The 24,087-nt window shown below is 67.3% G+C and carries 18 protein-coding genes; 9 read left to right on the top strand and 9 right to left on the bottom strand.

Going from position 1 to position 24,087, the window contains the following annotated elements; genetic code table 11:
• The first annotated feature begins 385 nt into the window (after window positions 1-385).
• From AC5P68_RS12880 to AC5P68_RS12910, 7 genes are all read left to right on the top strand, one after another.
• Window positions 386-2,548 (top strand): S46 family peptidase, encoded by a 2,163-nt coding sequence (locus AC5P68_RS12880; RefSeq protein ID WP_005412359.1) that lies wholly within the window; start codon window positions 386-388, stop codon window positions 2,546-2,548.
• A 191-nt stretch (window positions 2,549-2,739) separates the two neighbouring features.
• The gene (locus AC5P68_RS12885; RefSeq protein WP_005408242.1) at window positions 2,740-3,384 is read left to right on the top strand and encodes a histidine phosphatase family protein; all 645 of its coding nucleotides are present in this window, start codon (window positions 2,740-2,742) and stop codon (window positions 3,382-3,384) included.
• 40 nt (window positions 3,385-3,424) lie between these two features.
• Window positions 3,425-4,696, top strand: coding sequence for a bifunctional tetrahydrofolate synthase/dihydrofolate synthase (gene folC, locus AC5P68_RS12890; RefSeq protein ID WP_059033280.1), 1,272 nt, complete (start codon window positions 3,425-3,427; stop codon window positions 4,694-4,696).
• 81 nt (window positions 4,697-4,777) lie between these two features.
• Complete coding sequence (locus AC5P68_RS12895) at window positions 4,778-5,821, top strand: SPOR domain-containing protein (RefSeq protein WP_049403846.1); 1,044 nt, start codon at window positions 4,778-4,780, stop codon at window positions 5,819-5,821.
• A 46-nt stretch (window positions 5,822-5,867) separates the two neighbouring features.
• Window positions 5,868-6,647, top strand: coding sequence for a CvpA family protein (locus AC5P68_RS12900; RefSeq protein WP_049433054.1), 780 nt, complete (start codon window positions 5,868-5,870; stop codon window positions 6,645-6,647).
• A gap of 30 nt (window positions 6,648-6,677) precedes the next feature.
• Entirely contained in the window at window positions 6,678-8,144 is a 1,467-nt protein-coding gene (purF, locus tag AC5P68_RS12905; RefSeq protein WP_005408246.1) for an amidophosphoribosyltransferase, read from the top strand.
• Window positions 8,145-8,153: 9 nt separating this feature from the next.
• Window positions 8,154-8,978, top strand: coding sequence for a ferritin-like domain-containing protein (locus tag AC5P68_RS12910; protein ID WP_049403849.1), 825 nt, complete (start codon window positions 8,154-8,156; stop codon window positions 8,976-8,978).
• A gap of 68 nt (window positions 8,979-9,046) precedes the next feature.
• Here the strand turns inward: AC5P68_RS12910 and AC5P68_RS12915 are convergent, their stop codons facing one another.
• Window positions 9,047-10,504: a T6SS phospholipase effector Tle1-like catalytic domain-containing protein gene (locus AC5P68_RS12915; RefSeq protein ID WP_049454720.1), complete on the bottom strand. Its 1,458-nt coding sequence runs from the start codon at window positions 10,502-10,504 to the stop codon at window positions 9,047-9,049.
• Between the two features lie 225 nt (window positions 10,505-10,729).
• Between AC5P68_RS12915 and AC5P68_RS12920 the strand changes: the two genes are divergently transcribed.
• Complete coding sequence (locus AC5P68_RS12920; RefSeq protein WP_033835456.1) at window positions 10,730-11,983, top strand: M12 family metallo-peptidase; 1,254 nt, start codon at window positions 10,730-10,732, stop codon at window positions 11,981-11,983.
• Between the two features lie 87 nt (window positions 11,984-12,070).
• On the opposite strand, the gene lpxH is transcribed toward AC5P68_RS12920, so the two are convergent.
• The 4 genes from lpxH to AC5P68_RS12940 all read right to left on the bottom strand — a co-directional run bounded on the left by lpxH (window position 12,071) and on the right by AC5P68_RS12940 (window position 17,644).
• Window positions 12,071-12,817 carry a UDP-2,3-diacylglucosamine diphosphatase gene (gene lpxH / locus AC5P68_RS12925; protein WP_033835457.1) on the bottom strand — a complete coding sequence of 249 codons (747 nt, stop codon included), beginning with the start codon at window positions 12,815-12,817 and terminating at the stop codon, window positions 12,071-12,073.
• Between the two features lie 94 nt (window positions 12,818-12,911).
• Window positions 12,912-13,451, bottom strand: a complete 540-nt coding sequence (locus AC5P68_RS12930) for a phosphatase PAP2 family protein (protein WP_005408251.1) — start codon at window positions 13,449-13,451, stop codon at window positions 12,912-12,914.
• Window positions 13,432-14,577, bottom strand: a complete 1,146-nt coding sequence (locus AC5P68_RS12935; RefSeq protein WP_049403851.1) for a glycosyltransferase family 4 protein — start codon at window positions 14,575-14,577, stop codon at window positions 13,432-13,434. The genes AC5P68_RS12930 and AC5P68_RS12935 overlap by 20 nt, the downstream gene beginning before the upstream one ends.
• A 142-nt stretch (window positions 14,578-14,719) precedes the next feature.
• A complete protein-coding gene (locus AC5P68_RS12940; protein WP_049454716.1) occupies window positions 14,720-17,644 on the bottom strand; it encodes a TonB-dependent receptor plug domain-containing protein in 2,925 nt (974 codons plus the stop codon).
• A gap of 143 nt (window positions 17,645-17,787) precedes the next feature.
• Here AC5P68_RS12940 and AC5P68_RS12945 point away from each other — a divergent pair, with 143 nt between their 5' ends.
• On the top strand, window positions 17,788-17,961 hold the full coding sequence (locus AC5P68_RS12945; protein ID WP_154213985.1) for a hypothetical protein: 174 nt from the start codon (window positions 17,788-17,790) through the stop codon (window positions 17,959-17,961).
• Between the two features lie 77 nt (window positions 17,962-18,038).
• Here AC5P68_RS12945 and ppx read toward each other — a convergent pair whose 3' ends face one another.
• From ppx to phoB, 4 genes are all read right to left on the bottom strand, one after another.
• Window positions 18,039-19,565, bottom strand: coding sequence for an exopolyphosphatase (gene ppx / locus AC5P68_RS12950; protein ID WP_005408255.1), 1,527 nt, complete (start codon window positions 19,563-19,565; stop codon window positions 18,039-18,041).
• 271 nt (window positions 19,566-19,836) lie between these two features.
• Window positions 19,837-21,924: a polyphosphate kinase 1 gene (ppk1, locus tag AC5P68_RS12955; protein ID WP_005408256.1), complete on the bottom strand. Its 2,088-nt coding sequence runs from the start codon at window positions 21,922-21,924 to the stop codon at window positions 19,837-19,839.
• A 4-nt stretch (window positions 21,925-21,928) separates the two neighbouring features.
• Window positions 21,929-23,260, bottom strand: a complete 1,332-nt coding sequence (phoR, locus tag AC5P68_RS12960) for a phosphate regulon sensor histidine kinase PhoR (protein ID WP_005408257.1) — start codon at window positions 23,258-23,260, stop codon at window positions 21,929-21,931.
• A gap of 106 nt (window positions 23,261-23,366) precedes the next feature.
• Window positions 23,367-24,056 (bottom strand): phosphate regulon transcriptional regulator PhoB, encoded by a 690-nt coding sequence (gene phoB / locus AC5P68_RS12965; protein ID WP_005408258.1) that lies wholly within the window; start codon window positions 24,054-24,056, stop codon window positions 23,367-23,369.
• Window positions 24,057-24,087: the final 31 nt, after the last annotated feature.

Below are 24,087 nucleotides of genomic sequence, written 5' to 3' on the forward strand. Positions count from 1 at the left end.
GGCGGAACGAAAGGCGTGCGCCGGCGGGCGTTTCGAACGTGCCGCAAACAGCAGCGCCTCCTTGATTCCGGGGGAGGGGGCGTGGTCACCCTGGCCGGGACACGCAAAAGCCCATCCATGGTGCTCGATGGCGCCTTGCTCGTGCGCGCTGTCCTGCGCACACGGCAAGACCGGGGTTGGGCGTCCTGCCCAACCCGCCAGTCGCATGCGCCCGGCCCATGGCGCCAACGGTCCCGGCCAGGGTGACCACGCCCCCTCTGGACCATTCCATGTGCGCGGCCGACGTGCGCATGGCAGCGCGAGAAGCAGGCCCATGACTTCCGGGGTTCGGGCCGGGGCGGGGCGGCGGGCTACAATCGAGGGTTCCACTACCAGGGGCCGCTCCATGCGCTCGAACCTGCTTGCATTCTCCATCGTCGCCAGCCTCGGGCTGGCCCAGGTCGCCCATGCCGCTGAAGGCATGTGGGTGCCGCAGCAGCTGCCGGAAATCGCCGGCCCGCTGCAGAAGGCCGGCCTGAAGCTGTCCCCGGAACAGCTGTCCAACCTGACCGGCGACCCGATGGGCGCGGTCGTCGCCCTCGGCGGCTGCACCGCCAGCTTCGTCTCGCCGCAGGGCCTGGTGGTCACCAACCACCACTGCGCTTATGGCGCCATCCAGCTGAATTCGACCGCGCAGAAGAACCTGATCAAGGACGGCTTCAACGCGCCGACCCTGAAGGACGAACTGAGCGCTGGCCCGAACGCCCGCGTGTTCGTGCTCGACCAGATCACCGACGTCACCACCCAGGCCAAGGCCGCCATCGCTGCCGCCGGCAACGACCCGCTGGCCCGCAGCCGCGCGCTGGACGCCTTCGACAAGGCCCAGGTCGCCGCCTGTGAAGCCGATGCCGGCTTCCGCTGCCGCCTGTACAGCTTCTCCGGAGGCAACACCTACCGCCTGTTCCGCAACATGGAAATCAAGGACGTGCGCCTGGTCTACGCGCCCCCGGGCAGCGTCGGCAAGTTTGGCGGCGACGTCGACAACTGGATGTGGCCGCGCCACACCGGCGATTTCTCGTTCTACCGCGCCTACGTCGGCAAGGACGGCAAGCCGGCCGCCTTCGCCGCCGACAACGTGCCGTACCAGCCCAAGCACTTCCTGAAGTTCGCCGACCAGCCGCTGGGTGCCGACGACTTCGTGATGGTGGCGGGCTACCCGGGCCGCACCAACCGCTATGCCCTGGCCGGTGAATTCAACGAAACCGCCAGCTTCACCTACCCGACCATCGCCAAGCACTACAACGCCGTGCTGAAGATGATCGCCGACGCCGGCAAGGCCGACGCCGACGTCAAGGTGAAGTACGCCGCCACCGCCGCCAGCATGAACAACGTGGCCAAGAACTACCTGGGCCAGCTGGAAGGCTTCAAGCGCATCGACGCCGCTGGCCAGAAGCAGGCTGAAGAAGCCGCCGTGCTGGCGTGGCTGAAGAAGCAGGGCGCTGCCGGCAAGCCGGCCCTGGCGGCACACGCGCAGCTGCTCAAGCATCTGGATACCAGCAAGTCGACCCGCGAACGCGACCTGTTCGTCGGTCAGTTCAACAACACCTCGGCCGTTGGCGCGGCGATCACCCTGTACCGCCTGTCGATCGAGCGCAGCAAGCCGGATGCCGAACGCGAAGCCGGTTACCAGGAACGCGACCTGACCACCATCGAAGGTGGCCTGAAGCAGATGGACCGCCGCTACGTGGCGAAGATGGACCAGCAGCTGCAGGCCTACTGGCTGGACCAGTACGTGGCCCTGCCGGCCGCACAGCGCGACAACGAAGTGCTGAACAAGTGGCTGGCCGGCAGCGATGCCGCTGCGGTGAAATCGCTGGTGGGCAAGCTGTCGGGCACCGAGCTGGGCAGCCTGGATGCACGCCTGAAATGGTTCAAGGCCGACCGCGCCGCGTTTGAGGCCAGCAACGATCCGGCCATCCAGTACGCCGTGGCCGTCATGCCGGCGCTGCTGAAGCAGGAAGAGCAGAAGAAGATCCGCGAAGGCGAATCGCTGACCGCGCGCCCGCTGTACCTGCAGGCCGTGGCCGACTACAAGAAGAGCCAGGGTGAGTTCGTCTACCCGGACGCCAACCTGTCGCTGCGCATCACCTTCGGCAACGTCATGGGCTATGGCAAGGACGGCGTGAAGTACACCCCGTTCACCACCCTGGAAGGCGTGGCGGCGAAGGAAACCGGTGAGGATCCGTTCGATTCGCCGAAGGCGCTGCTCGATGCGGTCAAGGCCAAGCGTTACGGCGGCCTGGAAGACAAGCGCATTGGTTCGGTGCCGGTGAACTTCCTGTCCAACCTGGACATCACCGGTGGCAACTCGGGTTCGCCGGTGCTGGACGCCAACGGCAAGCTGGTCGGCCTGGCCTTCGATGGCAACTGGGAATCGGTCAGCTCCAACTGGGTGTTCGACCCGGTGATGACCCGCATGATCGCCGTCGACAGCCGCTACATGCAGTGGATCATGCAGGAAGTGGCGCCGGCGCCGCAGCTGCTGAAGGAACTGAACCTGGCGAAGTGAGGTAGTGCCGGCCGCTGGCCGGCAACCTCGACCGGATAGCCGGAGTTTCCCAAACCCCGCGACCCACGTCGCGGGGTTTTTTCATGCCCGGCCCGGCCCGGTGCGCCGAACAGGTATCATCCCTGTTCCGCGTACTTCACAGGATGTGAACGAAACGCGGAAACCTCCTCCCCCCAGGACCCCTTGCACGCATGCGCATCCTGCTTGCCCGCCACGGCGAAACGCCGTGGAACGCCGAAGGCCGCTACCAGGGCCAGATCGATATTCCGCTTTCGCCGATCGGTGAAGCCCAGGCCCAGGCACTGGGTGCCCGCCTGGCCTCGGTGGACATCACCCGCGCCGTCGCCTCGCCGCTGTCGCGCGCGCAGCGCACCGCGCAGCTGGCGCTTGGCGCCGCCCGCGCCGACATGCTGCTGACCGAGCCCGAGCTGCAGGAAATCGCCCACGGTGAATGGGAAGGGTTGCTCGCCAGCGAGATCCACGAGAAGGATCCGTCGCGCCTGCAGGCCTGGCGCGAGGAGCCGGATACGGTGTTGATGCCCGGCGGCGAATCGCTGCGCCTGGTGCTGGAGCGCAGCTGGCGTGGGCTGGCGCGTGCCACCGAAGGCCTCGGCGAGCACGACACTCTGCTGGTGGTTGCGCACGATGCGGTCAACCGCGTGATCCTGTGCAAGGTGCTGGGCCTGCCGCTTTCCCGCCTGTGGACCTTCCGCCAGGCACCGACCACGCTCAACCTGCTCGAAGGCGCCGACCTGGACAGCCTGGAAGTGGTGCGCCTGAACGACTGCGCCCACCACACGCCGTTCTTCGGCGAAGCCAAGCACCGCGCCCTCTGATCCATCCCCCGCATCAACTGCTTCTGCTGGAACCGCTGCCGTGACGAACACCCCGACCACCCTGGCCGACTGGCTGGACTACATTGAACGCCAGCACCCGGCGAGCATCGACATGGGCCTGGAGCGCGTGCGCGCCGTGGCCGCGGCGATGGGCCTGGGCGCGCCGGCCAAGCGCACCATCGTGGTCGGTGGCACCAACGGCAAGGGCTCAACCGTGGCTTTCATCGAAGCCATTGCACGCGCCGCCGGCTGGAAGGTCGGTGCCTACACCTCGCCGCACCTGCTGCGCTACAACGAGCGCGTGCGCATCGACGGCCAGGACGTGGACGATGCCGCGCTGGTCGCCGCGTTCAATACGATCGAAGCCGTGCGTGGCGAGATCACGCTGACCTATTTCGAGTACGGCACGCTGGCCGCGCTGCAGCTGTTCGCCGACGCCGGGCTGGACCTGGCGGTACTGGAAGTGGGCCTGGGCGGCCGCCTCGATGCGGTCAACATCGTCGATGCTGACGTGGCGGTGATCACGACCGTGGACATCGACCATGCCGAGTGGCTGGGCGAGGATCGCGAGGCGATCGGGACCGAGAAGGCCGGCATCATCCGCGGCTGGAAGCCGGTGATCCTGGGCGAGACCGATCCGCCGTCGAGCGTGCTGCGCCGTGCCTACCTGGTTGGCGCCAATGCGATCCGTGGTGGCAGCGACTATTTCTACGAGCCGATCGATGCGCAGCGTTGGCGCTGGCGCGATGTCGGCCTGCGCATGGAACTGCCGACCCCGGCGCTGGCCGGCCCGATCCAGCTGGCCAATGCGGGTGCCGCCATCGCCGCGCTGCGCGCGCTGGACAAGCCGGTGCCGCGTGCGGCGTGGGCCGCCGGTGTCGCAGCGGCGCGCATTTCCGGCCGGCTGCAGGCATTCGAGCGCGATGGCGTGCAGATCCGCGTCGACGTCGGCCACAACCCGCAGGCGGCGGGCCAGCTGGCGCGTGCGCTGAAGGCCGAGGTCTCTGCCGGGCGCACCCTGGCGGTGTACGCCGCGCTGCAGGACAAGGACGCAGCGGGGGTGGTGCAGGCGCTGGAGGACGTAGTGGGCGAGTGGACCCTGGCCGGGCTGGAAGGCCCGCGCGGGCAGAGCGCCGCCCAGCTGCAGGCACGCCTGGCCGGCACCGCCGCCGCCACGGCGCTGCTGGCTGACAGCGTCGAACAGGCACTGGCGCAGGTGCTGGCCCAGGCCGAGCGCGGTGACCGCGTGCTGGTGTTCGGCTCCTTCCATACCGCTGCGGCCGCCCTGCAATGGCTGCAGGGCGATGCCTGATACGCGTTCAGCCAACGCCGACGCCGTCCGGTCCGGCACCCGTATAATCGATGCCAATCTCCGGACAGTTGCCTGCCTCACGTGGATACGCCTCTGAAACAGCGTCTGATTGGTGCCATCGTGCTGGTGGCACTGGCCGTGATTTTCCTGCCGATGCTGGTCAAGGGGCCGGCACCGGACAGCGGCGTGGCCAATGTGCCGATCGCCGCGCCGGATGCACCGGCCGATGGCCAGTTCGAAACCCGTGAGCTGCCCCTGGTCGCCCCGGCCGGTGGTGCCACCGGTCTGCAGACCGGGCAGGCCAAGCCGCTGCAGGACGCCGCCACGCCGGCCACTCCGCCGACCGTGGATACCTCGCCGACGGTCGCCGCCGGCAACTATGCGGTTACCTTCGGTGCCTACGGCAGCAAGGCCGACGCCGATGCGGTGATCGCCTACCTGAAGCGCTCGCAGCTGCCGGGCTTCGCCGAAACGGCGACCATCAACGGCCGCCAGGCATGGCGCGTGCGCGTGGGGCCGTACGCCGACCGTGCACAGGCCGAGGCCGCCCGCCTGCAGGCGGTGAAGATCCGTGCCGATGTGAAGGCCGAAGTGATCACCCTGGATGCCGCAGCGGACAGCAGCGCCCCGGTGGCAGCCACCCCGGCACCGGCTACGCCGAGCGCCAGTACCCCATCCGCCGCCACCGCGCCGTCGGCCACCAGCAACCCGGTGCGCAGTGAAAACCTGCCGCCGAGTACGCCGACTGCAACGACCACTCCGGCGGCCAAGCCCGAGCCGCCGAAGCCGGCGCCGAAGCCCGAAACCCCGAAGCCCGAGCCGAAGCCGGAGGCCACCGCCAGCAAGCCGGCAACGGCCCCGGCCACGCCGGCAGCACCAGCCGCCAGCGGCGTCGGCTTTGCCGTGCAGCTGGGCGCGTTCGGCCAGGCCAACGATGCCAACGCCCTGCGCGACAAGGTCCGCGCCGCCGGCTTCAGTGCTTTTGTCGAGCAGGTGCGCACCGAAAAGGGCACCCTGCATCGCGTCCGCGTCGGGCCGGTGGCCAACCGTGGCGATGCCGAGCAGCTGAAGGCGCAGGTTGCCGCCAAGGTCGGCGTGGCCGGCATGGTCCGACCGCACCCATGACCCACGCGCAGCCTCGTTGCCAGCGCCGCCGAAGGAGCGGGGCGCCATGATCGACGTGGTGCTGCTGATCGTGATCGCCGCCTCCACCCTGCTGGGGATGCTGCGCGGCTTCGTGGGAATCGTCATCGGCACCCTGTCGTGGCTGCTGGCCGCGTGGGCGGCCTTCGCCTTCGGCAATGACGCCGCCCATTGGTGGGCCGCCCCGGCGGCCCCCGGTGGCGAACACTTCGTCGGTGGCTACCTGGGGGTCGGCATCGGCGTGATGATCGTGGTCGCGGTGATCGGCATGGTCATCAAGGCTCTGGTCCAGCGCAGCATGCTGACCAGCCTGGACCGCCTGCTGGGCGGGGTGCTGGGCGCCGTGCGGGGCGGCCTGATCGCCGCGATCCTGCTCCTGCTGGGCAGTTTCACCCCGTTGACTGCCGAGCCCTCCTGGCAGCGCTCGGCGGTTCGGCCACTGCTGAACCCCACCGTTGCCTGGATGAACAGCAAGCTGCCGCACTGGGAGGTTCCCGGGGCCGATCTGCTGCCCAAGGCCTTGCCGACCGACGCGCTGTCCCCATCTGCATTGATGGAGTTGGGCAAGAACGCAGGCGCCGGATTGGGAAAGCCGGGCGCGGCAGGCGATAATGGCATCCTCAACCAGGTAGTGGCAGGCAGCGGATGGCTGCGGCCTGCGAAAGCGGAACAGGGCGATTCCTACGATCCGGCCGAAGTGCGTCCGGACGCCCCAGCACTGCCGGACAGTATCGAGCCGGGCGATCCGGCCAATGTCGACCGCAGGCGCGGCGACCACCGCGGCCAGGTACGGCCACCTTCCTTGTAACTGGGCACAGCCCAGCGGAGACCTCGCACCATGTGTGGCATCGTCGGAATCGTCGGCAACCAGAACGTCGCCGGGCAGTTGTATGACGGCTTGACCGTCCTCCAGCACCGTGGCCAGGACGCGGCGGGCATCGCCACCGCCAACGGCAGCCGCCTGCGCGTGCAGAAGGCCACCGGCCTGGTCCGCGATGTGTTCGATGCCCGCACCATGTCCACCCTGGAAGGCAGCGTCGGCATCGCCCACGTGCGTTACCCGACCGCCGGTTCGGAAGGCATGGACGAGGCGCAGCCGTTCTACGTCAATTCGCCGTACGGCATCGCGCTGGCCCACAACGGCAACCTGATCAATACCGAGGCGCTGCGCCAGCAGGTGTTCGAACAGGACCGCCGCAACGTCAACACCGATTCGGACAGCGAAGTGCTGCTGAACGTGTTCGCCTACGAACTGGAACAGCAGCGCCAGCTCAGCCCGGAAGCGGCCATCCGCGCGGTGGCCGGCGTGCACCGCCGCTGCAAGGGTGGCTATGCAGTGGTCAGCGTGGTGCTGGGCCTGGGCCTGGTCGCCTTCCGCGACCCGCATGGCATCCGTCCGCTGGTGCTGGGCAAGCGCAGCCATGCCGAGGGCGACGAGTACATCGTGGCGTCCGAGTCGGCCGCGCTGGACGTGCTGGGCTTCCAGCGCGTGCGCGATGTGCAGCCGGGCGAAGCGCTGGTGATCACCGCGCGCGGCGAGCTGTTCTCGGAAATCTGCGCCGAGCCGGCCGAGCACACCCCGTGCATCTTCGAATACGTGTATTTCGCACGCCCGGATTCGATGATCGACAACGTGTCGGTGCACAAGGCGCGCATGCGCATGGGCATCAAGCTGGGCGAGAAGATCCTGCGCCTGCGCCCGGACCACGACATCGACACCATCATCCCGATCCCGGATACCTCGCGCGACGCTGCGCTTGAGATCTCCAACGTGCTCGGCGTGAAGTATCGCGAAGGCTTCATCAAGAACCGCTACATCGGCCGTACCTTCATCATGCCGGGGCAGGGCGAACGCGTGAAGTCGGTGCGTCGCAAGCTCAACCCGATCCACCTGGAGTTCCGCAACCGCGTGGTGCTGCTGGTGGACGATTCGATCGTGCGTGGCACCACCAGCCAGCAGATCGTGCAGATGGCCCGTGACGCGGGCGCGCGCAAGGTCTACCTGGCCAGCGCCGCGCCGCCGGTGCGCTACCCGAACATCTACGGCATCGACATGCCGGCGGCCGAGGAACTGGTCGCGCACAACCGCACGGTGGAAGAGATCGAAGCCCACCTGGGCTGCGACTGGCTGATCTACCAGGACCTGGAAGACATGGAAGCGGCAGTGAGCGAGGGCAATCCGGCGCTGCGCAACTTCGATTCGTCCTGCTTCAACGGCCACTACCCGACCGGCATTGAACCGGGCTACTTCGAGCGCATCCAGCAGCTGCGGTCGGACGACGCCAAGCACAAGCGCCGCGCCTGAGGACCAGGCGTGGTTGACGTGCCCGATGTTGCTGGCGACCTGCTGCGCGCAGCGCAGCAGTGCCTGGCCGAAGCCGACCCGCTGCGCAAGGTGGCGCTGACCCAGGCCTACGCCGCTGCGTTCCGTGCCGGCCGCCTGAAGGTGGCTGCCGACGCGCCACCGCCAGAGCCGATCCGCATGCCGGGCCGGCCGGCGCAGCTGGTGCTGGTGCACCCGCGCGAAGTGCCGCGGCGCGGACTGGGCGGTGTGGAAGGACGGGCCGCCTTCATCCACGCCATCGCGCATATCGAACTCAACGCGATCGACCTGGCCTGGGACGCGGTGTACCGCTTCCGCGGCCTGCCGCCGGCGTTCCATGCCGACTGGGTCAGCTGTGCCGACGACGAATCGAGGCACTTCATGCTGCTGCGGGAGCGCCTGCAGGTGCATGGCCACGACTACGCCGACTTCCCTGCGCACAACGGCCTGTGGGAAATGTGCGAAAAGACCGCGCACGATGGCCTGGCACGCATGGCGCTGGTGCCGCGCGTGCTGGAAGCGCGCGGCCTGGACGTGACGCCCGGCATGATCGGGAAACTGCGCAATGTCGGCGATGGCGAGACCGCCGATGTGCTGGAAGTGATCCTGCGCGAGGAAGTGGCACATGTGGCTGCCGGTTCGCGCTGGTACCGCTGGTACTGCGACCGCGCCGGCGTCGAACCGCGTGCACGTTTCAAGGAACTGCTGGTGGAGTACGCCGGCGGCTACCTGCACGGACCGTTCAACATGGAAGCGCGCCTGCTGGCCGGTTTCGACGCGGATGAGCTCGCCAACCTGGTCGAACAGGCCGGTTGAAGAAAAGGGGACGGAGGGGATCAAGTCGTTTGTGGCACAAACGACTTGATCCCCTCCGTCCCCTATTTTCAGGCGTTCGGCAACACCACGCGCTTGCCATCCACCGTCGGCCGGTTGATGTAGAACAGGCCGGGACCCGGCCGGTAGGGCAGTTCGCTGACGCCGGCATCGGCCGCGTAGGTCAGTGCGGTGTCGCCCAGTGCATCGAAGTTCCAGTGCGCCGATTGCATCAGGTAACGCCGGCGCAGCAGCGCCTCCTGTGTCTGCGTCAGCGGCTGTCCGGCCACCAGGCGCCGTGCGATCGGCTGCAGGGCGGACGGCAGCTCCCAGCCAGGAACCTCGGCGGCATTGGCGGTCCATTGCACGCCGGCGTCGATGGCCTGCTGCTGCATCACCTGCAGTGCAATTAGCTGGTAGCGCCAGTCGATGCGCCGACGCAGCACCACCGCGGCGGTCACATACAGCACCGGTGACAACAGCACGCTGCGGCTGCCGGCGCGACGCTGCTGCTGCCACTGGTGCCAGACATCCACCCAGACCTCCTTCTCACCCACGCCCAGCTGCTGGCGCCAGCGTTCGGCATCGGCCTGCGTTTCGGCGTAGGCCGTGGTGGCCTGCAGCAATGCCAGTGGAGGGAGCTGGTAGTCGGCAACCCCTGGGCGGCGCAGCTGTTGCCGGCGCGGGCGGCTGAGCAGCTTGGGACCTTCTTCCAGCTGGTTGTAGCCACCGCCGATATTGGCGTGTACGCCGGGTAGGGCGATCTCGGCAAACGGCGGTGCCACGCTGGTCAACGGATAGTGCTGGCGATGTTCATCGCGTGCAGTGAGCTGCACGACGCGACCGGCGATGCCGCCGTGCAGGGCCAGCTGCGGCCGCTCATCGGCGCGGCCGCCATTGACTGCGACAACGGTGTCGAACAGCCCGATGAAGCGCAGCACCGGCGTGGCCGGGGCGAAGTTCGCAGTGCAGGACAGGCCGGCGGCCTGCAGCAGCTGGCGCCAGCGCACGCCGTCCCAGCCCTGCAGTTGGTTGGCGATGTCACGTGCGGCAGCAGCACCGCGTGAATAACCGAACAGGTCCAGCTGCACGCCATGCAGCGGTCGCTGCCAGCGTGCGGATAGTCCCGACAGTGCGGCCGGAAGCAGCACCTGCAGCGCGCGCTGCACTTTCGCGCGAACGCCACTGGCACCGATGCCGAAGGCCAGCCCGATCAGATCGTCGTCGGCATCATCGCGGGTACCCACGCCTTCGACATAGATCGACAGCGAGGGAGCGGCCATCGCATCACGGCGGCTGTCCGGATACAGCTGCTGCAGGCGCGCGATGTTGGTCAGGCCGTTGTCGTAGCTGCTGGTCAGCCGGCTCTGGTAGGTCGAATCATCGTCCGCGCGCAGCTGCGCCGGTCGAGGCTGCGGAACCTGCGGACGGCCGCGCGCCAGGTTGTGTGCGTTGTTGCGGGTGCCGTCGAAGAACAGGCCGATCCGCAGCAAGCCGACATCTTCGTCCGTGTCCTTCGCTGGTGCCATGTGCATTCCCCGTCGTGGCCGCGTCACGGTAGCGCGAAAGCGGTGTATTGGCGAAGTGTAGTGACGCTTTTGACCTTACTTAACGCAGATGCGGTCGATCACAGTTCCTGATTTTCATTCCCATCTTCTATTGAATTCACACAACCCGCGCAGGCCATATGGCCAAACCCGGCAAACCCGGGCGTGCTGCATCAACGCTGTTCACATCATTCAAGGAGCGACACAATGTTGTCCAGATCGATTGGCAAAGCGGCAGGTGGCCTGGTGTTGGGTTTGTCGGTGGCGGCAGCCGCGCATGCGGCACCGTTGTTCGAACCGGTGACGGTCATCAGCCGGGCATCGGCCAACAGCGAGCCTGCACTCGGCAAGCTGCTGGCCACCCCGTCCACGGCGACGGTGCAGGAAGTGCGTGTCGACGCGGCGGCTACGGCGCAGCCGCAGCTGGAATTCGAGCTGCTCGGCAAACGGGTGCAGGCGGTGCGCAGCAAGGTCGAGGCGCTGCCCGATGGTGGCAGCATCTGGTACGGCCAGTTCCGTTCGCCGTCCGACCGGTTGACCGCCGCCACCTCCAGCGGCCAGGACGATCCGGGCAATTCGTTGATCCTGGTACGTTCGGGCGACACCATCACCGGTTCGATCCGCAAGGACGGCAAGCTTTATCGCCTGCGTCCACTGGGTAACCGCCACGTGCTGGTCGAAGTCGACGAATCGAGGATGCCAGCCGATCATCCGGCTGACTACAACCAGCTGCCGAAGATCCCGATGGGCAACAACGACCGCATCGGCATCGCGCAGGCCTCGTCCGGTAGCCCGGCCACCATCCGCGTGCTGGTGGTGGCGACCAATGCAGCGGTAGCGGCTTATGGCGGCAACATGCAGTCGCTGGTGCAGCTGGCGGTGGCCGAATCCAACCAGGGTTATGTCAACAGCAACGTCGGCATCACCATGGAACTGGCCCGCTACGAGACCACCAGTTACACCGAATCGGGCAGCTTCGATACTGATCTCGCGCGTTTCCGCGGCACCAGCGACGGCTACATGGACAGCATCCACACCAGTCGAAACACCTACACGGCGGACGTGGGCGTGCTGCTGATCAACAACACGGCGTACTGCGGCCTGGCGTCGGGGATCGGCTCGACGGCGTCGACGGCGTTCGCTGCGGTGTACTGGGATTGCGCAACCGGCTACTACTCGTTCGCGCACGAGATCGGCCATCTGCAGAGCGCGCGGCATGACATCGCCACCGACTCGAGCACCTCGCCCTACGCCTATGGCCACGGCTATCGCTACGAGCCAGCCACCGGCACCGGATGGCGCACGATCATGGCCTACAACTGCACCCGCAGCTGCCCGCGCCTGAACTACTGGTCGAACCCGAACATCAGCTACAACGGCATCCCGATGGGCAATGCCAGTACCGCCGACAACCAGCGCGTGCTGGTCAATACCAAGGCCACCATCGCGGCCTTCCGCTGAGGCCAGGCGCCGACCAGGCGCGGCGTCTACCCGGGCACGTGCACCTGCCCGGGTAGATGCCAACCTTGGTTGGCACCTTCGGACCCATCATTCGCGCGCGAGCGTATCCAGCGACCAGCCGCCGGCATCCACGCGCAGCACCGATCCCTGCTCGTACCAGTCACCCAGCACGATGCGGGTGCAGGCACGGCCACCGGCCTGCAGCGAATGGATCGCCGGGCGGTGGGTGTGGCCATGGATCATGGTGTCCACGCCATGGCGCGCGAACGTGGCATCGACTTCGGACGGCGCCACGTCGGTGACGGTCTCGAACTGCGCGCGATCACCCTGCTTCATTTCCGACTGGCGGGCCTGGCTGGCTTCGCGCGCCTTCTGCGCGAACGCGATACGCGCTGCCAGCGGCTGTGACAGGAACTGTGCCTGGAACGCCGGGTCACGCGTCTGTGCACGGAACTGCTGGTAGGGAATGTCATCGGTGCACAGCAGGTCACCGTGCTGCAGCAGCACCGGGCGACCGTAGAGGTCGATCACGCATGGGTCGGGCAGGATGCGCAGGCCGGCACGGCGCGCATAGTCTTCACCGAGCAGGAAGTCGCGGTTGCCGCGGATGAAGTACACCGGCACGCCGCTGTCGGAGAGTACCTTCAGTGCATCGGCCACCGCATCGGCGGCAGGCGAGGGCGTGTCGTCGCCGATCCAGGCTTCGAACAGGTCGCCGAGGATGTACAGCGCATCGGCGCCGGGCGCCTGCTCGCGCAGGAAGCGCAGGAACAGGTCGGTGATCTCCGGACGGCTGGGGTCCAGGTGCAGGTCGGAAATGAACAACGTGGTCATGCGGGCATTCTAGGGCATCAACGATGACGGTAGCGCCGCCGGCATCGTGGGGTTCAGATCCCTCTCCGAAGGAAAACGGATCTGACCCAGGGGGCTACACCGGCAACGGCAACCAGGCCAGGCTGGCCGAGGCCAGCCCGATGGCGATGCCGGTGGCGGCCAGCACATCGGACGGGTAGTGCAGGCCGAGTACCACCCGCGACAGCGCCACGCCCGCAGTGAACGGCACCAGCAGTGGCGCCAGCCACGGGTAATAGGCCAGCGCCACGATGGTGAACGACACCGCGTGCAGGGTATGCCCGGAGGGGAAGCTGAACTCGTCCAGCGGTGCCACCCAGGCACGGATGCGCAGGTCGGCGGCATACGGGCGCGGGCGCCGGGTCCAGCGCTTGAGGCCCTTGTACAGCAACAGCGCGGCCAGGCCGGTGGCGGCCATGTGCACCGATGCGCGCAGGCCGTCGAAGCCATCAAGCAGCACCAGGGCGCCCATCAGCACATACCAGAACACGCCGTCACCGAGCCGGCTGATGACCGCGAACAGGCGGCGCACGCGGCGGCGGCGGCAGTAGTGGTTGGCCCGCCGGCACAGGCGCGCTTCGCGGTCGGCCAGCAGTTCAAGCCGCGTTGTGCGCATGGCCGGTCCTCCGCGACTGGGCCAGTTCGGCCAGCAGGGCGTCGAATTCCGCCACCACCTGCTGCGGATGCAGGCGCTTCATGGCGCGTGCGGCGTTGCTGCCCAGCATGTGGCGCTGCGCGTCATTCGCGGCCAGTTGCACGGCCGCGTCGATGAACTGCTCGTCGTTGTCCACTGCGGCGCCATTCTCGCCATTGCGCAGGTACTCGCGCGCCGCGCCGTAGTCGAAGGCCACCGTTGCCACGCCGCTGGCCATGCTTTCAAGGGTCACGTTGCCGAAGGTCTCGCTGCGGCTGGGGAACAGGAACAGATCGCCGCTGGCAAAATGACGTGCAAGCGCATCGCCACGCTGGACGCCGCAGAAGATGAAGTCGGGATTTTCATGCGCCAGCTTTTCGCGGGCCGGGCCATCGCCCACCCACACGAAGCGGGCCTTCGGACGGATCTGCTGCAACCGACGGAAGGCCTTCACCGCCAGCCCGAGGTTCTTCTCCGCGGCGATGCGGCCAACGTAGATCGCCACCAGGCCGTTGCCGTCCACGCCCCACTCTTCGCGCAGGGCAGGGTCACGACGGTTCGGATCGAACTGCTGGCTGTCGACCGCGCGCGCCAGCAGGCGTACGCGTTCGAAGCCCTGTTCGCCGAGAAACTGCTGCAGTTCGCGGGTGGGTACCAGGGTTGCATCGGCCTGGTTGTGGAAGCGGCGCATCCAGCGCATCGCGGCGGCCTGTAGCCAGGCCACGCCGTAGTCGGGCAGGTACTCGTCGAAGCGGGTGTGGAAGCCACTGGCCACCGGGATGCCGAGGCGCCGTGCGGTGCGCACCGCCGACCAACCCAGTGGGCCTTCGGTGGCGACATAGACGGCATCCGGGCGTTGCTGCTGCCAATGGCGACCGAGCCGGATTGGTGCCGGCATGCCGAAGCGCAGGCCGGGGTAGCGCGGCAGGGCGGCGCCGGGAACCAACAGGGTGCCCGGTGCGGAGTCCAGCGCTTCGTTGGCCTGGCGGGGCCGGATCAGGTCGATCTCATGGCCGGAATTGCGCAGTCCCTGCTCCAGCCCCTGCACGGTGAGGGCAACGCCGTTCACTTCCGGCGGATAGGTCTCGGTGACGATGGCATAGCGCATGGCGGGCCTCCGGGTTTCCGGCATGCTCGGGCCTGGCGATGTAGCCGATGTGACCGCTTTGCGACCGGCAGATGACGCGGCCGGAAGCGTACGCCACCACGGCCCCGAAGGGCCGTGGTGGGCACCGTGCGTGGTGCGTGGATCAGAAGCGCTGCTGGTATTTCATGTAGATGAAACGGCCGATGTCGAAGCCACCGTAGTAGGAGAAGTTGGCACTCGGCTGGCTGTACATGGCCGGGCCCTGGCGGCCGAACACGTTGTTGGCGCCGATTGAAACGGTGGCGTCCCACGGCAGTCTGTAGCGCGCCTGCACGTCATGGAAGGTGACCGATCCACGACGGTTGTAGTCGCGCGTACCGCTGAACCACGGCGCGCGCTGGTCGGGGTGGGAACACTCGTTCGGATAATCCTCCGCACCCAGGCAGCGTTCCTTGACGGCGGAGAAGTAACGCAGGCCCCAGGTCAGGCCGAGGTTGCCATGCTCCCAGCCCAGCGACGCGTTGGAGCGCACGCGGAAGCCGATGCCGCCATTGCCGGCGATGCCATTGCTGGGGATGGCCGGTACGCCGGCTTCGTTGGTGGTCTTCTCTTCGGCGTTGACCACATAGGTGGACTTCCAGTCGGCGCTCAACCTGCCCCAGCGGGTTTCGACCTTGTGGCCGATCTCCAGGTCGTAGCCTTCTGCCTGGCGGAAGCCGCTGTTGCGGTTGCCGAAGTTGAGTTTGTTGACGATGCCCAGCTCCGGGTCGCGGGTGAAGCTGCTGCAGCGCTCGGCAATACCCAGCTCGTAGCAGTCGCGAAGGATGTCGTTGGGATGGTCGGAGACGATGGTGTTGTCGATGCGGATCTTCCACCAGTCCAGTGCGATGTGAAGCCCTTCGGCGAACGTCGGGCTCCAGACCAGGCCCAGAGTGCGGCTGGTCGAAGTTTCCGGCTGCAGGTCGGGATTGGAGCCGTTGGTGAAGGGCAGGGGCGTCTGCCCACTGCTGCCGGTGATGGGTTCATTGCCCTGGCCGAGCTGGCGGTAGGTGTCGGCGTTGGCGATGTCGGCAGCACAGCGCGCGCGGACCTCGGCACTGCTTGCGGCTGCGCCATGGACCGTATCGCAGGGATCGCGGAAGCCGGTGGTGAACGTCTCCGAGCCGCCGCCGTACAGGTTGGCGATGGTCGGCGCACGGAAGCCCTGTGCCCAAGTGCCGCGGACCAGCAGCTGATCGATCGGCTTCCAGGTGAAGCCGAACTTGCTGTTGAGGGTTCCGCCGAAGGTGGAGTAGTCCGAGTACCGTGTCGCCGCGCTGAGGGTCAGTTCGCGGGCACCGGCGAGGTCGCGCAGCACCGGCACGCTCAGTTCCAGGTAGGCCTCGTCGACACGGTAGCCGCCACCGGTGGGGCCTGCCGCCAGGTTGGTGGTGGCACCGGTCTGCGCAAGCGCATCAGGGATGAAGCGGCCGTCCTCGCGGCGGCTCTCGGCCCCAACGGCGAAGGCCAGCTCGCCGGCGGGCAGGCTGGCAAGGCTGCCGCTGAGGTTGGCGAACAGGTTGCGGGTGGTGGTGCGGCCGCGGGTGAGTTCTTCCGGGAACAGCCAGTCCTGTAGCTCCGTGTTGCCGGTCAGGCCATAGGGATCGTCCTGGCCATACGGAACCAGCGGGTTCCAGGGTTTGCAGCCTGCGATCGGCGCATCCGGCGTTCCGCATTCGACCTTGCCGGTTGCCGGGTTGTAGAACGAAGGACCGGTGGCATCGGCCACGCGCTGCTTGTGCAGGTTGCCGGTGGCACGTTGGGTCAGCTCACTGCGGTTGTACTGGTAACCCGCTTCCCAGTCGAAGTCGCGACCGCCGAATTCGAAGTTGCCCTCGAGTGCCGCGACGGCCTGCCAGGTGGTCAGATCGCTGGTGCTGACGCGAGGAATCTCCCAGGTACGACGGTTCCAGTGCACATCGCTGGGCGTGTCGTAGCCGTGATGGCTACCGAACGGGTTGAACCAGCTGTCGGCCGACATCGGGGTGATGCCGGCTGGGCCGGACTGGAAGGGATAGCCGGCAATCTGGCGCGTGGTGGTGCGCCGGTTGTAGGCCAGCTGGGTGTTGAAACGGACCTGGTCGTTCAGCTCCACGCGCGCATCGACGAAGATCGAATCGCGCTTGATCGGCGTCTGCAGATGCATCTGCTCGTTGCTGTTGCTGACATCGCCGGTGAACGGTGTGTTGTCGCTGAGGTGGAAACTGTCCGGTCCGCCCGGCTGGCGGCCACGGTCGAGCGAGTAGCTGCAGCCCCGGCTGTTGCTGCAGCCGGGGCCCTTGAAGCCGGTGATGCGACCCCACTGGCCGACCGTGGTCCAGCCGTCATCCGCGTGGCCGTCGGTATAGGTATAGGCACTGAAGCCGCGGTCCCTGGCCCAGACGCCCTTTTCTTCGACATGCTCGGCAGCAACGCTGATGGAAGCACGGTCATTGGACCAGCCGGCAACCACGTCGTACTGGGTACGGGCACCGTCGCCTTCACTGTATTGGCCGTGATAGACGTTGGCGGTTACACCCTGAACGTTGCGCCGGGTGATGATGTTCACCACGCCGGCCATCGCGTCGGACCCGTAGATGGCCGAGGCACCGTCCTTGAGCACTTCCATGCGTTCCACCGCAGCGGCAGGAATGCTGGAGATGTCCTGAAAACCAGATGTGGTCATGCCCAGCCGCTTGCCGTTGACCAGCACCAGGGTGCGCTGCGCACCGAGGCCACGCATGTTCACGTAGCTGCCGCCGGCGGCTTCCCCGGCGCTCAACGGGCTGGCGCGGCTCAATGCCGGGCTGCCGGTCGCGGTCAGGTTCTGCAGGATGTCGGCAACGGAGTTGAAGCCCTGTCGCTCGATGTCGGCGCGGCTGACGGTCAGCACCGGCTGTGCGGTTTCCAGGTCGACCTGGCGGATGCGTGAGCCGGTGATTTCGATGCGGTCCAGCGTGGTGGCTTCCGGTGCCTGCTGCGCGAGCGCCGGAACGGCCAGGGTTGTGGTCGCCGTGATTGCAAGCGCACGACGGATCGCCAGCCCCAGTGCGGGAATACGGATGGTCATGGGTGTCTCTCTCTCAGTCTTCGAAGTCTTCGGTGCGCAGCCAAGCGGGCCGCGCCAACGCCACCGCAGGCGGTGGTTGTTCGAACCTAGTGAAGGAGGAGAGGGAGAGGTATGGGGAAAGGACGAAATCGCCATGGAGCGGCATGACGCTTCCGCACAAACCGGAAGTGAATCAATCGATTGATCTGATCGACGGCGGAGCGATGGACGATGCACCCTCGCCCCGACTCTGGACCGAAAGCGTCATGGCAATTGCAGGCAGCGACAACCTGCGCGGAAACAGAAAAGACCACGGCTCCGAAGGGCCGTGGTCGTAGAGCTTCAACAGCTTGTCGAACACGCGCGGAACAGGCCAATGGCGACGCGTCATGACGTGCCGCCCTGGCCGTAGGGATCAGGCCACGAACGGCCGGAACTGGATGCCCAGCCCGGCGATGCCGTCGGTCTCGCCGATCAGGTCGGCGCGGAGCAGCGGGCGCGCATCGATGAAGGCCTGCGGCACGATCAGCGACAGGCGGTTGTCGTCCGCGGTCAATTCCAATGCCGGCAGCGGATCGTCCTCGTGGGCGCGGTTGAGCAGTACCGCCAGGCGCAGCAGGGCGGCCAACCGCCGTGCAGTCAGCAGCAGGCGCTCGGGCAGGGCGTCGAACGCGGTCTTGGTCACGCTGCGGCGATGGCTGCGTACCAGTGCGGCCAGCATCTGCTGCTCCTGCCGCGAGAAGCCGGCGATGTCCGAGTGTTCCAGCACGTAGCTGCCATGCACGTGGTAGCCGCTGTGGGCAATCATCAGGCCGAGTTCGTGCAGGCGCGCGGCCCAGCCGAGCATGCGTGCGTCGTCGGCATCGAGTTTCCAGCGCTCCTGCACCTGCTCCAGCAGCGACAGCGCGGTGTCCTGCACGCGGTCGGCCTGTACCGTGTCGATGCCGTAGCGCTGGCTGAGCGCGGCCACCGATTCGTCGCGCAGGTCGTTCTCACCGGCACGGCCGACGATGTCGTACAGGATGCCTTCGCGCATCGCCGCCTTGCTGACCAGCAGCTTCTGCAGGCCCAGGGCCTGGAAGGCGGCCTCCAGCACCAGGATGCCGCCGGCGATGATCGGGCGGCGGTCGCTGGACAGGCCCGGCAACTGGATGTCGTCGATCTTCTTGGCCTTCAGCAGCTCGTCGCGCAGCTGGGGCAGGGCCTCAGCGGTGATCGCGCCCTTGCTCAGCTTCATCGTCGCGCAGATCTCGCTGATTGCCTTGTGCGTGCCTGAAGATCCGAGCGCTTCCTGCCAGCCCAGTGCGCGGTACTTGCTGGCAAAGGGCTGGAACTCGCGGCCGATCTCGGCCAGCGCGTCCTTCCAGCGCTTCTTGCTCAGCTTGCCGCCGGGGAAGAAGCGGCGGGTGCTGGCGATGCAGCCGGCCTGCAGGCTTTCACGCTCCAGGGTCTGCATGCCCATGCCGATGATGAATTCGGTGGAGCCGCCGCCGATGTCGATGACCAGCCGGCGCTGGCCAGGCTTGGGCGGTTGCGCGTGGGCCACGCCGAGGTAGATCAGGCGCGCTTCTTCGCGGCCACTGACCACTTCGATGGCATGCCCCAGCGCGGTTTCGGCCGGGACCAGGAACGACTGCGGCGAGCGCAGCTGGCGTACGGTGTTGGTGGCCAGCGCGCGTACCCGGTGCGGCGGCACATTGCGGATGCGCTGGCCGAAACGGGCCAGGCATTCCAGCGCGCGCTGCCGTGCGGCGGAAGAGAGCCCACCTTTGCCATCCAGGCCATCGGCCATGCGCACGGTCTCGCGCAGCCGGTCGATCACCCGCAGCTGGCCGAGCGTGTAGCGCGCGATGACCATGTGGAAACTATTGGAGCCAAGGTCGATGGCGGCCAGCAGGTCGCCATCCTGCAATGCGGGCGGAGTCGTAGTGGTATGCGGCATGGGCGAATGTTAGCCGAAGGGGCGGTGTGCTCGTCACCGCGCGGCCTTCACATTTTGGAAGAGGGGAGTGCGGCAGGGCTGCGCCCTGCACCCGCCGAATCAACGGCAACAGCAAAAGCGAGCTATCTGTGGGTTGGCGGACCCACCCCGCCTTTGACAGATTTCTGCGATCTGATGGTGGGTGCCGACCGTTGGTCGGCACTGATCCTATCCCGCCCAAAATCGGTGCCTACTGCTCTTGGTAGGTGTCGACCTTGGTCGACACACCGGTTTACAGCCCCTGCATCAACGCCATCTGCGCAGAATGCGGGGCTTCGTCGTGGGCCGGGGCACGCTTGTGGTAAATGCCGTCCGCGTCCAGTTCCCAGGCGTTGAGGTTGTCGTCCAGGTAGTTCTGCAGCACCTCGCGGTAGACCCGCTTGGCCAGCTCCGGGTCGAGGATCGGGAAGCAGGTCTCGACCCGGCGCAGCAGGTTGCGCTCCAGCCAGTCGGCGCTGGCGCAGTACATCTCCGGTGCGCCGTCGTTGCCGAACCAGTAGACGCGGCTGTGCTCCAGGAAGCGGCCGACGATCGAGCGCACGCGGATGTTGTCCGAGATGCCCGGCACACCCGGGCGCAGGGTGCAGGCGCCGCGGATGATCAGGTCGATCTGCACGCCGGCCTGCGAGGCGGCGTACAGCGCGCGCACCACCTGCGGTTCGTTCAACGCGTTCATCTTGGCGATGATCCGCGCGGGGCGGCCGGCGGCGGCGATGCGCGTTTCGCGCTCGATGCGGCCGAGGATGCCGGTGTGCAGGGTGAAGGGCGACTGCAGCAGGCGCTTGAGCTTCATCTTCGAGGCCAGCCCGGACAGCTGCTGGAACAGCAGGTGCACGTCGTTGCCGATGTCCGCATCGGCGGTGATCAGGCTGATGTCGGTGTACGCGCGGGCGGTGCCGCTGTGGTAGTTGCCTGTGCCCAGGTGTACATAGCGGCGCAGCTTGCGGCCCTCGCGGCGCACGATCAGCAGCATCTTGGCGTGGGTCTTGTAGCCGACCACGCCGTACACCACCTGCACGCCGGCTTCCTGCAGGCGATCGGCCAGGCCCAGGTTTGCCTCTTCGTCGAAGCGTGCGCGCAGTTCAACGACCACGGTCACGTCCTTGCCGTTGCGCGCGGCCTGGATCAGCGCATCGACAATCAGCGAATCCTTGCCGGTGCGGTACAGGGTCTGCTTGATCGCCAGCACGTTGGGGTCGATCGCCGCCTGCCGGATCAGGTCCAGCACCGCGGTGAAAGCATCGAACGGGTGGTGCAGCAGCAGGTCCTGGCGCGCCGCGGTCTCGAAGATGCCGTCGCTGTCGCGCAGCGTGCGCGGGGTCATTGGCGGGTACTTCAGGTCCGGCTGTGCGATCAGGTCGTACAACTGGATGATGCGGTTGAGGTTGACCGGGCCGTCGATGCGGTACACCGCGTTCTCGGTCAGGCCGAAGTTCTGCAGCAGGGTGCGCACGATCTCGCGCGGCATGTCCTGCGCGATTTCCAGCCGCACCGCCGGCCGGTAGCCGCGATCGACCAGTTCGTCGCGCAGTGCCAGCGCCAGGTTCTCCACCTCCTCCTCGTCCACCACCAGCTCGGAGTTGCGGGTGACGCGGAACTGGTAGGCCCCCTGGACTTCCATGCCCGGGAACAGCTCATCGACGAAGGTGGACAGCACCGAGGACAGGAACACGAAATTCTGCGACCCGCCGAGCTTCTCCGGCAGCTGGATGATGCGCGGCAGCGAGCGCGGCGCACGCACGATGGCCAGATGGCCGGCGCGGCCGAACGCGTCGGTACCCTTCAGCACCACCACGATGTTCAGCGACTTGTTGAGGATCTTCGGGAACGGGTGCACCGGGTCCAGGCCCAGCGGCGACAGCACCGGCATGATCTCGTTGCGGAAATAGGCGCGCAGCCAGCGCCTCTGCCGATCGGTCCAGGAGTGGCGGCCGAGCACGCCGATGCCGGCCTCCATCAGCGCCGGGCGCAGCGTCTCGTTCCAGCAGCGGTACTGTTGGTCGACCAGTTGTGCCGCGCGGTCGTGGATGGCGTTGAGGATCGCCTGCGGGCTCATCCCGTCCGGTGCCGGTGGCAGGCCGAATTCCTGCGCGTGGCGGACGGCGGCGGCGCGGATCTCGAAGAACTCGTCCAGGTTGGTGCAGGAGATGCACATGAAGCGCAGGCGCTCCAGCAGCGGCACCTGCGGATCCATCGCCTGCGCCAGCACGCGGAAGTTGAAATCCAGCTGCGACAGCTCGCGGTTGATGTAGAGCGCCGGGTCGCGCAACGGATCGTTGTCCGGGCTCACGGGGAGGGGGAGGGATCCGAGGCTGCTCATGGCGTCATTCTTCGATGGAAGTCAGGGGGGCGGACTCGCGCGGGCGCACGTGGTCGGCATCGAAATGGCAGGAAAACACCGAGCCCTTGCCGACCTCGCTTTCAATCTCCAGCCGCGCGTGGTGCAGGCCGAGGATGTGCTTGACGATGGACAGGCCCAGGCCGGTACCGCCGCTTTCGCGGGAGCGGCTGCTGGAGACACGGTAGAAACGTTCGGTCAGGCGTGGCAGGTGGGAAGCCGGGATGCCGTAACCGGAATCGCGCACTGCCAGCACCGCGCCCTCGCCTTCGCGGCGGAACTCCACGGCGATGCGGCCACCGGCCGGCGTATAGCGCACCGCATTGGTGACCAGGTTGGAGAAGGCGCTATGCAGCTCCTTGGTGGAACCCTGCAGGTCGACGCCGGCCAGATCGTCGATGCTGATCTGGTGGCGGCCCTGGCTGTGCGCTTCGGCCTCGCGGCGTAGTGTGGCCAGCATCGGCTGCATGGCGACGGTCTCTTCCTCGCTGTGCTCCTGCGATTCCAGCCGCGACAGGGTCAGCAGGTCTTCCACCAGCTGGGCCATGCGCTGGCTCTGCTTGCGCATTTCTTCCAGCATCGGACCGGTGCCCGGGAAATCCTCCGGGTCCATCATGTCCAGGTAACCGTGGACCACGGTGAGCGGCGTGCGCAGTTCGTGTGAAACGTTGGCGACGAAGTCGCGGCGCACCTGTTCCAGGCGCAGCAGCTTGCTGACGTCGCGGGCGATCAGCAGCCAGTAGTCCGAAGAATACGGAATCAGTCGCAGGTTCAGGCGGATCGCAGGATCGACCGGTGAGGGCACGTCCAGGATCGGCTCGGCGTTGCGGCCGCCGGCCAACCAGTGCGCCAGCGGCATCGGCTGCAGGCGTTCGACCAGCGCCTCGCCGAGGTCGCCCGGATGATGCAGGCCAAGCAGGGCGGTGGCCGCTTCGTTGAACCACTGCACGCGCTGGCTGTTGCGGTCCAGCACCACCACGGCATCGGGCAGCGCGGCGGCCGCGGCGCGGTAGCTGCGCAGCATGTCGAGCAGGCGGCGCTTGCGAACGCGCATTTCCACCTGGTTGCGGTACAGCAGGCGGTCCAGCTCGTTCCAGACGCCGGTGCCTTCCTCGGCGGTGTCCCAGCGCTGGCGCGCGGTCAGCCGGCGCAGCACGCTGCGCAGCCGCCAGTAATGCCAGGCCAGGGTGGCCAGCGCGCCCAGTGCGATGCACAGCCACAGGTGACCCGTGAACCACCCCACCAGTCCGGAGAACAGCAGTACCGCGGCAACGGTGGCCAGGGTCTTCAACCAGGCAGAGCGGATGTGGCGGGGCATTGCGATCTCGTCGTTGAAGTGCGGCGGTTCACTGGGGTGAACCGAGGGTTATAGCAGAGTTGCCGGCGCCGGCACCCGCGGGTGCGCGGCGTCGGCACGACGAGACTCAGGTCGCGGTGGAGAAGCGGTAGCCGGCGCCGCGCACGGTCTGCACCATGTTCTCGGCGTTGAACGGTTCCAGCGTCTTGCGCAGGCGGCGGATGTGCACGTCGATGGTGCGCTCCTCCACGTACACGCTGCCGCCCCACACATGGTCCAGCAGCTGGGCGCGGGTGTAGACGCGCTCGGGGTGGGTCATGAAGAAGTGCAGCAGGCGGTACTCGGTCGGGCCGATCGGCACCGGCTGGTCGTTGGCGAACACGCGATGGGCGGCGCCGTCGATGCGGATCGGGCCGACGGCCACGCTGCCGTCCTCGTCGTCTTCGCGGGCGCGGCGCATGACCGCCCGGATGCGGGCCAGCAGTTCGCGCGCCGAGAACGGCTTGACCACATAGTCGTCGACGCCGGCTTCAAGGCCACCTACGCGGTCGTTCTCTTCACCGCGGGCGGTCAGCATGATGATCGGCACTTCGCGGGTCAGCGTTTCCTTGCGCCAGCGGCGGGCCAGGTCCAGGCCGCTGGTGCCGGGCAGCATCCAGTCCAGCAGGATCAGGTCGGGGACGCGATCGGCGATGGCGGTCTGGGCCTCACGGGCATCGCCGGCGTGGACCGGTTCGTAATCGCCCTTGCGCAGGGCGAAGGCGACCATTTCACGGATCGCGGGCTCGTCATCGACGATCAGGATGCGTTTCTGCACGAGGACACCGTAGGGCTCGGTTACTGGAGTG

The organism is Stenotrophomonas sp. YJH_SMC_58 (assembly GCF_059369635.1).

Coding starts and splice junctions, on each gene's coding strand:
- AC5P68_RS12880 (WP_005412359.1), top strand. CDS start 386: ATGCGCTCGAACCTGCTTGCATTCTCCATCGTCGCCAGCCTCGGGCTG.
- AC5P68_RS12885 (WP_005408242.1), top strand. CDS start 2,740: ATGCGCATCCTGCTTGCCCGCCACGGCGAAACGCCGTGGAACGCCGAA.
- AC5P68_RS12900 (WP_049433054.1), top strand. CDS start 5,868: ATGATCGACGTGGTGCTGCTGATCGTGATCGCCGCCTCCACCCTGCTG.
- purF (WP_005408246.1), top strand. CDS start 6,678: ATGTGTGGCATCGTCGGAATCGTCGGCAACCAGAACGTCGCCGGGCAG.
- AC5P68_RS12915 (WP_049454720.1), bottom strand. CDS start 10,504: ATGGCACCAGCGAAGGACACGGACGAAGATGTCGGCTTGCTGCGGATC.
- AC5P68_RS12920 (WP_033835456.1), top strand. CDS start 10,730: ATGTTGTCCAGATCGATTGGCAAAGCGGCAGGTGGCCTGGTGTTGGGT.
- lpxH (WP_033835457.1), bottom strand. CDS start 12,817: ATGACCACGTTGTTCATTTCCGACCTGCACCTGGACCCCAGCCGTCCG.
- AC5P68_RS12930 (WP_005408251.1), bottom strand. CDS start 13,451: ATGCGCACAACGCGGCTTGAACTGCTGGCCGACCGCGAAGCGCGCCTG.
- AC5P68_RS12935 (WP_049403851.1), bottom strand. CDS start 14,577: ATGCGCTATGCCATCGTCACCGAGACCTATCCGCCGGAAGTGAACGGC.
- AC5P68_RS12940 (WP_049454716.1), bottom strand. CDS start 17,644: ATGACCATCCGTATTCCCGCACTGGGGCTGGCGATCCGTCGTGCGCTT.
- AC5P68_RS12945 (WP_154213985.1), top strand. CDS start 17,788: ATGACGCTTCCGCACAAACCGGAAGTGAATCAATCGATTGATCTGATC.
- ppx (WP_005408255.1), bottom strand. CDS start 19,565: ATGCCGCATACCACTACGACTCCGCCCGCATTGCAGGATGGCGACCTG.
- ppk1 (WP_005408256.1), bottom strand. CDS start 21,924: ATGAGCAGCCTCGGATCCCTCCCCCTCCCCGTGAGCCCGGACAACGAT.
- phoR (WP_005408257.1), bottom strand. CDS start 23,260: ATGCCCCGCCACATCCGCTCTGCCTGGTTGAAGACCCTGGCCACCGTT.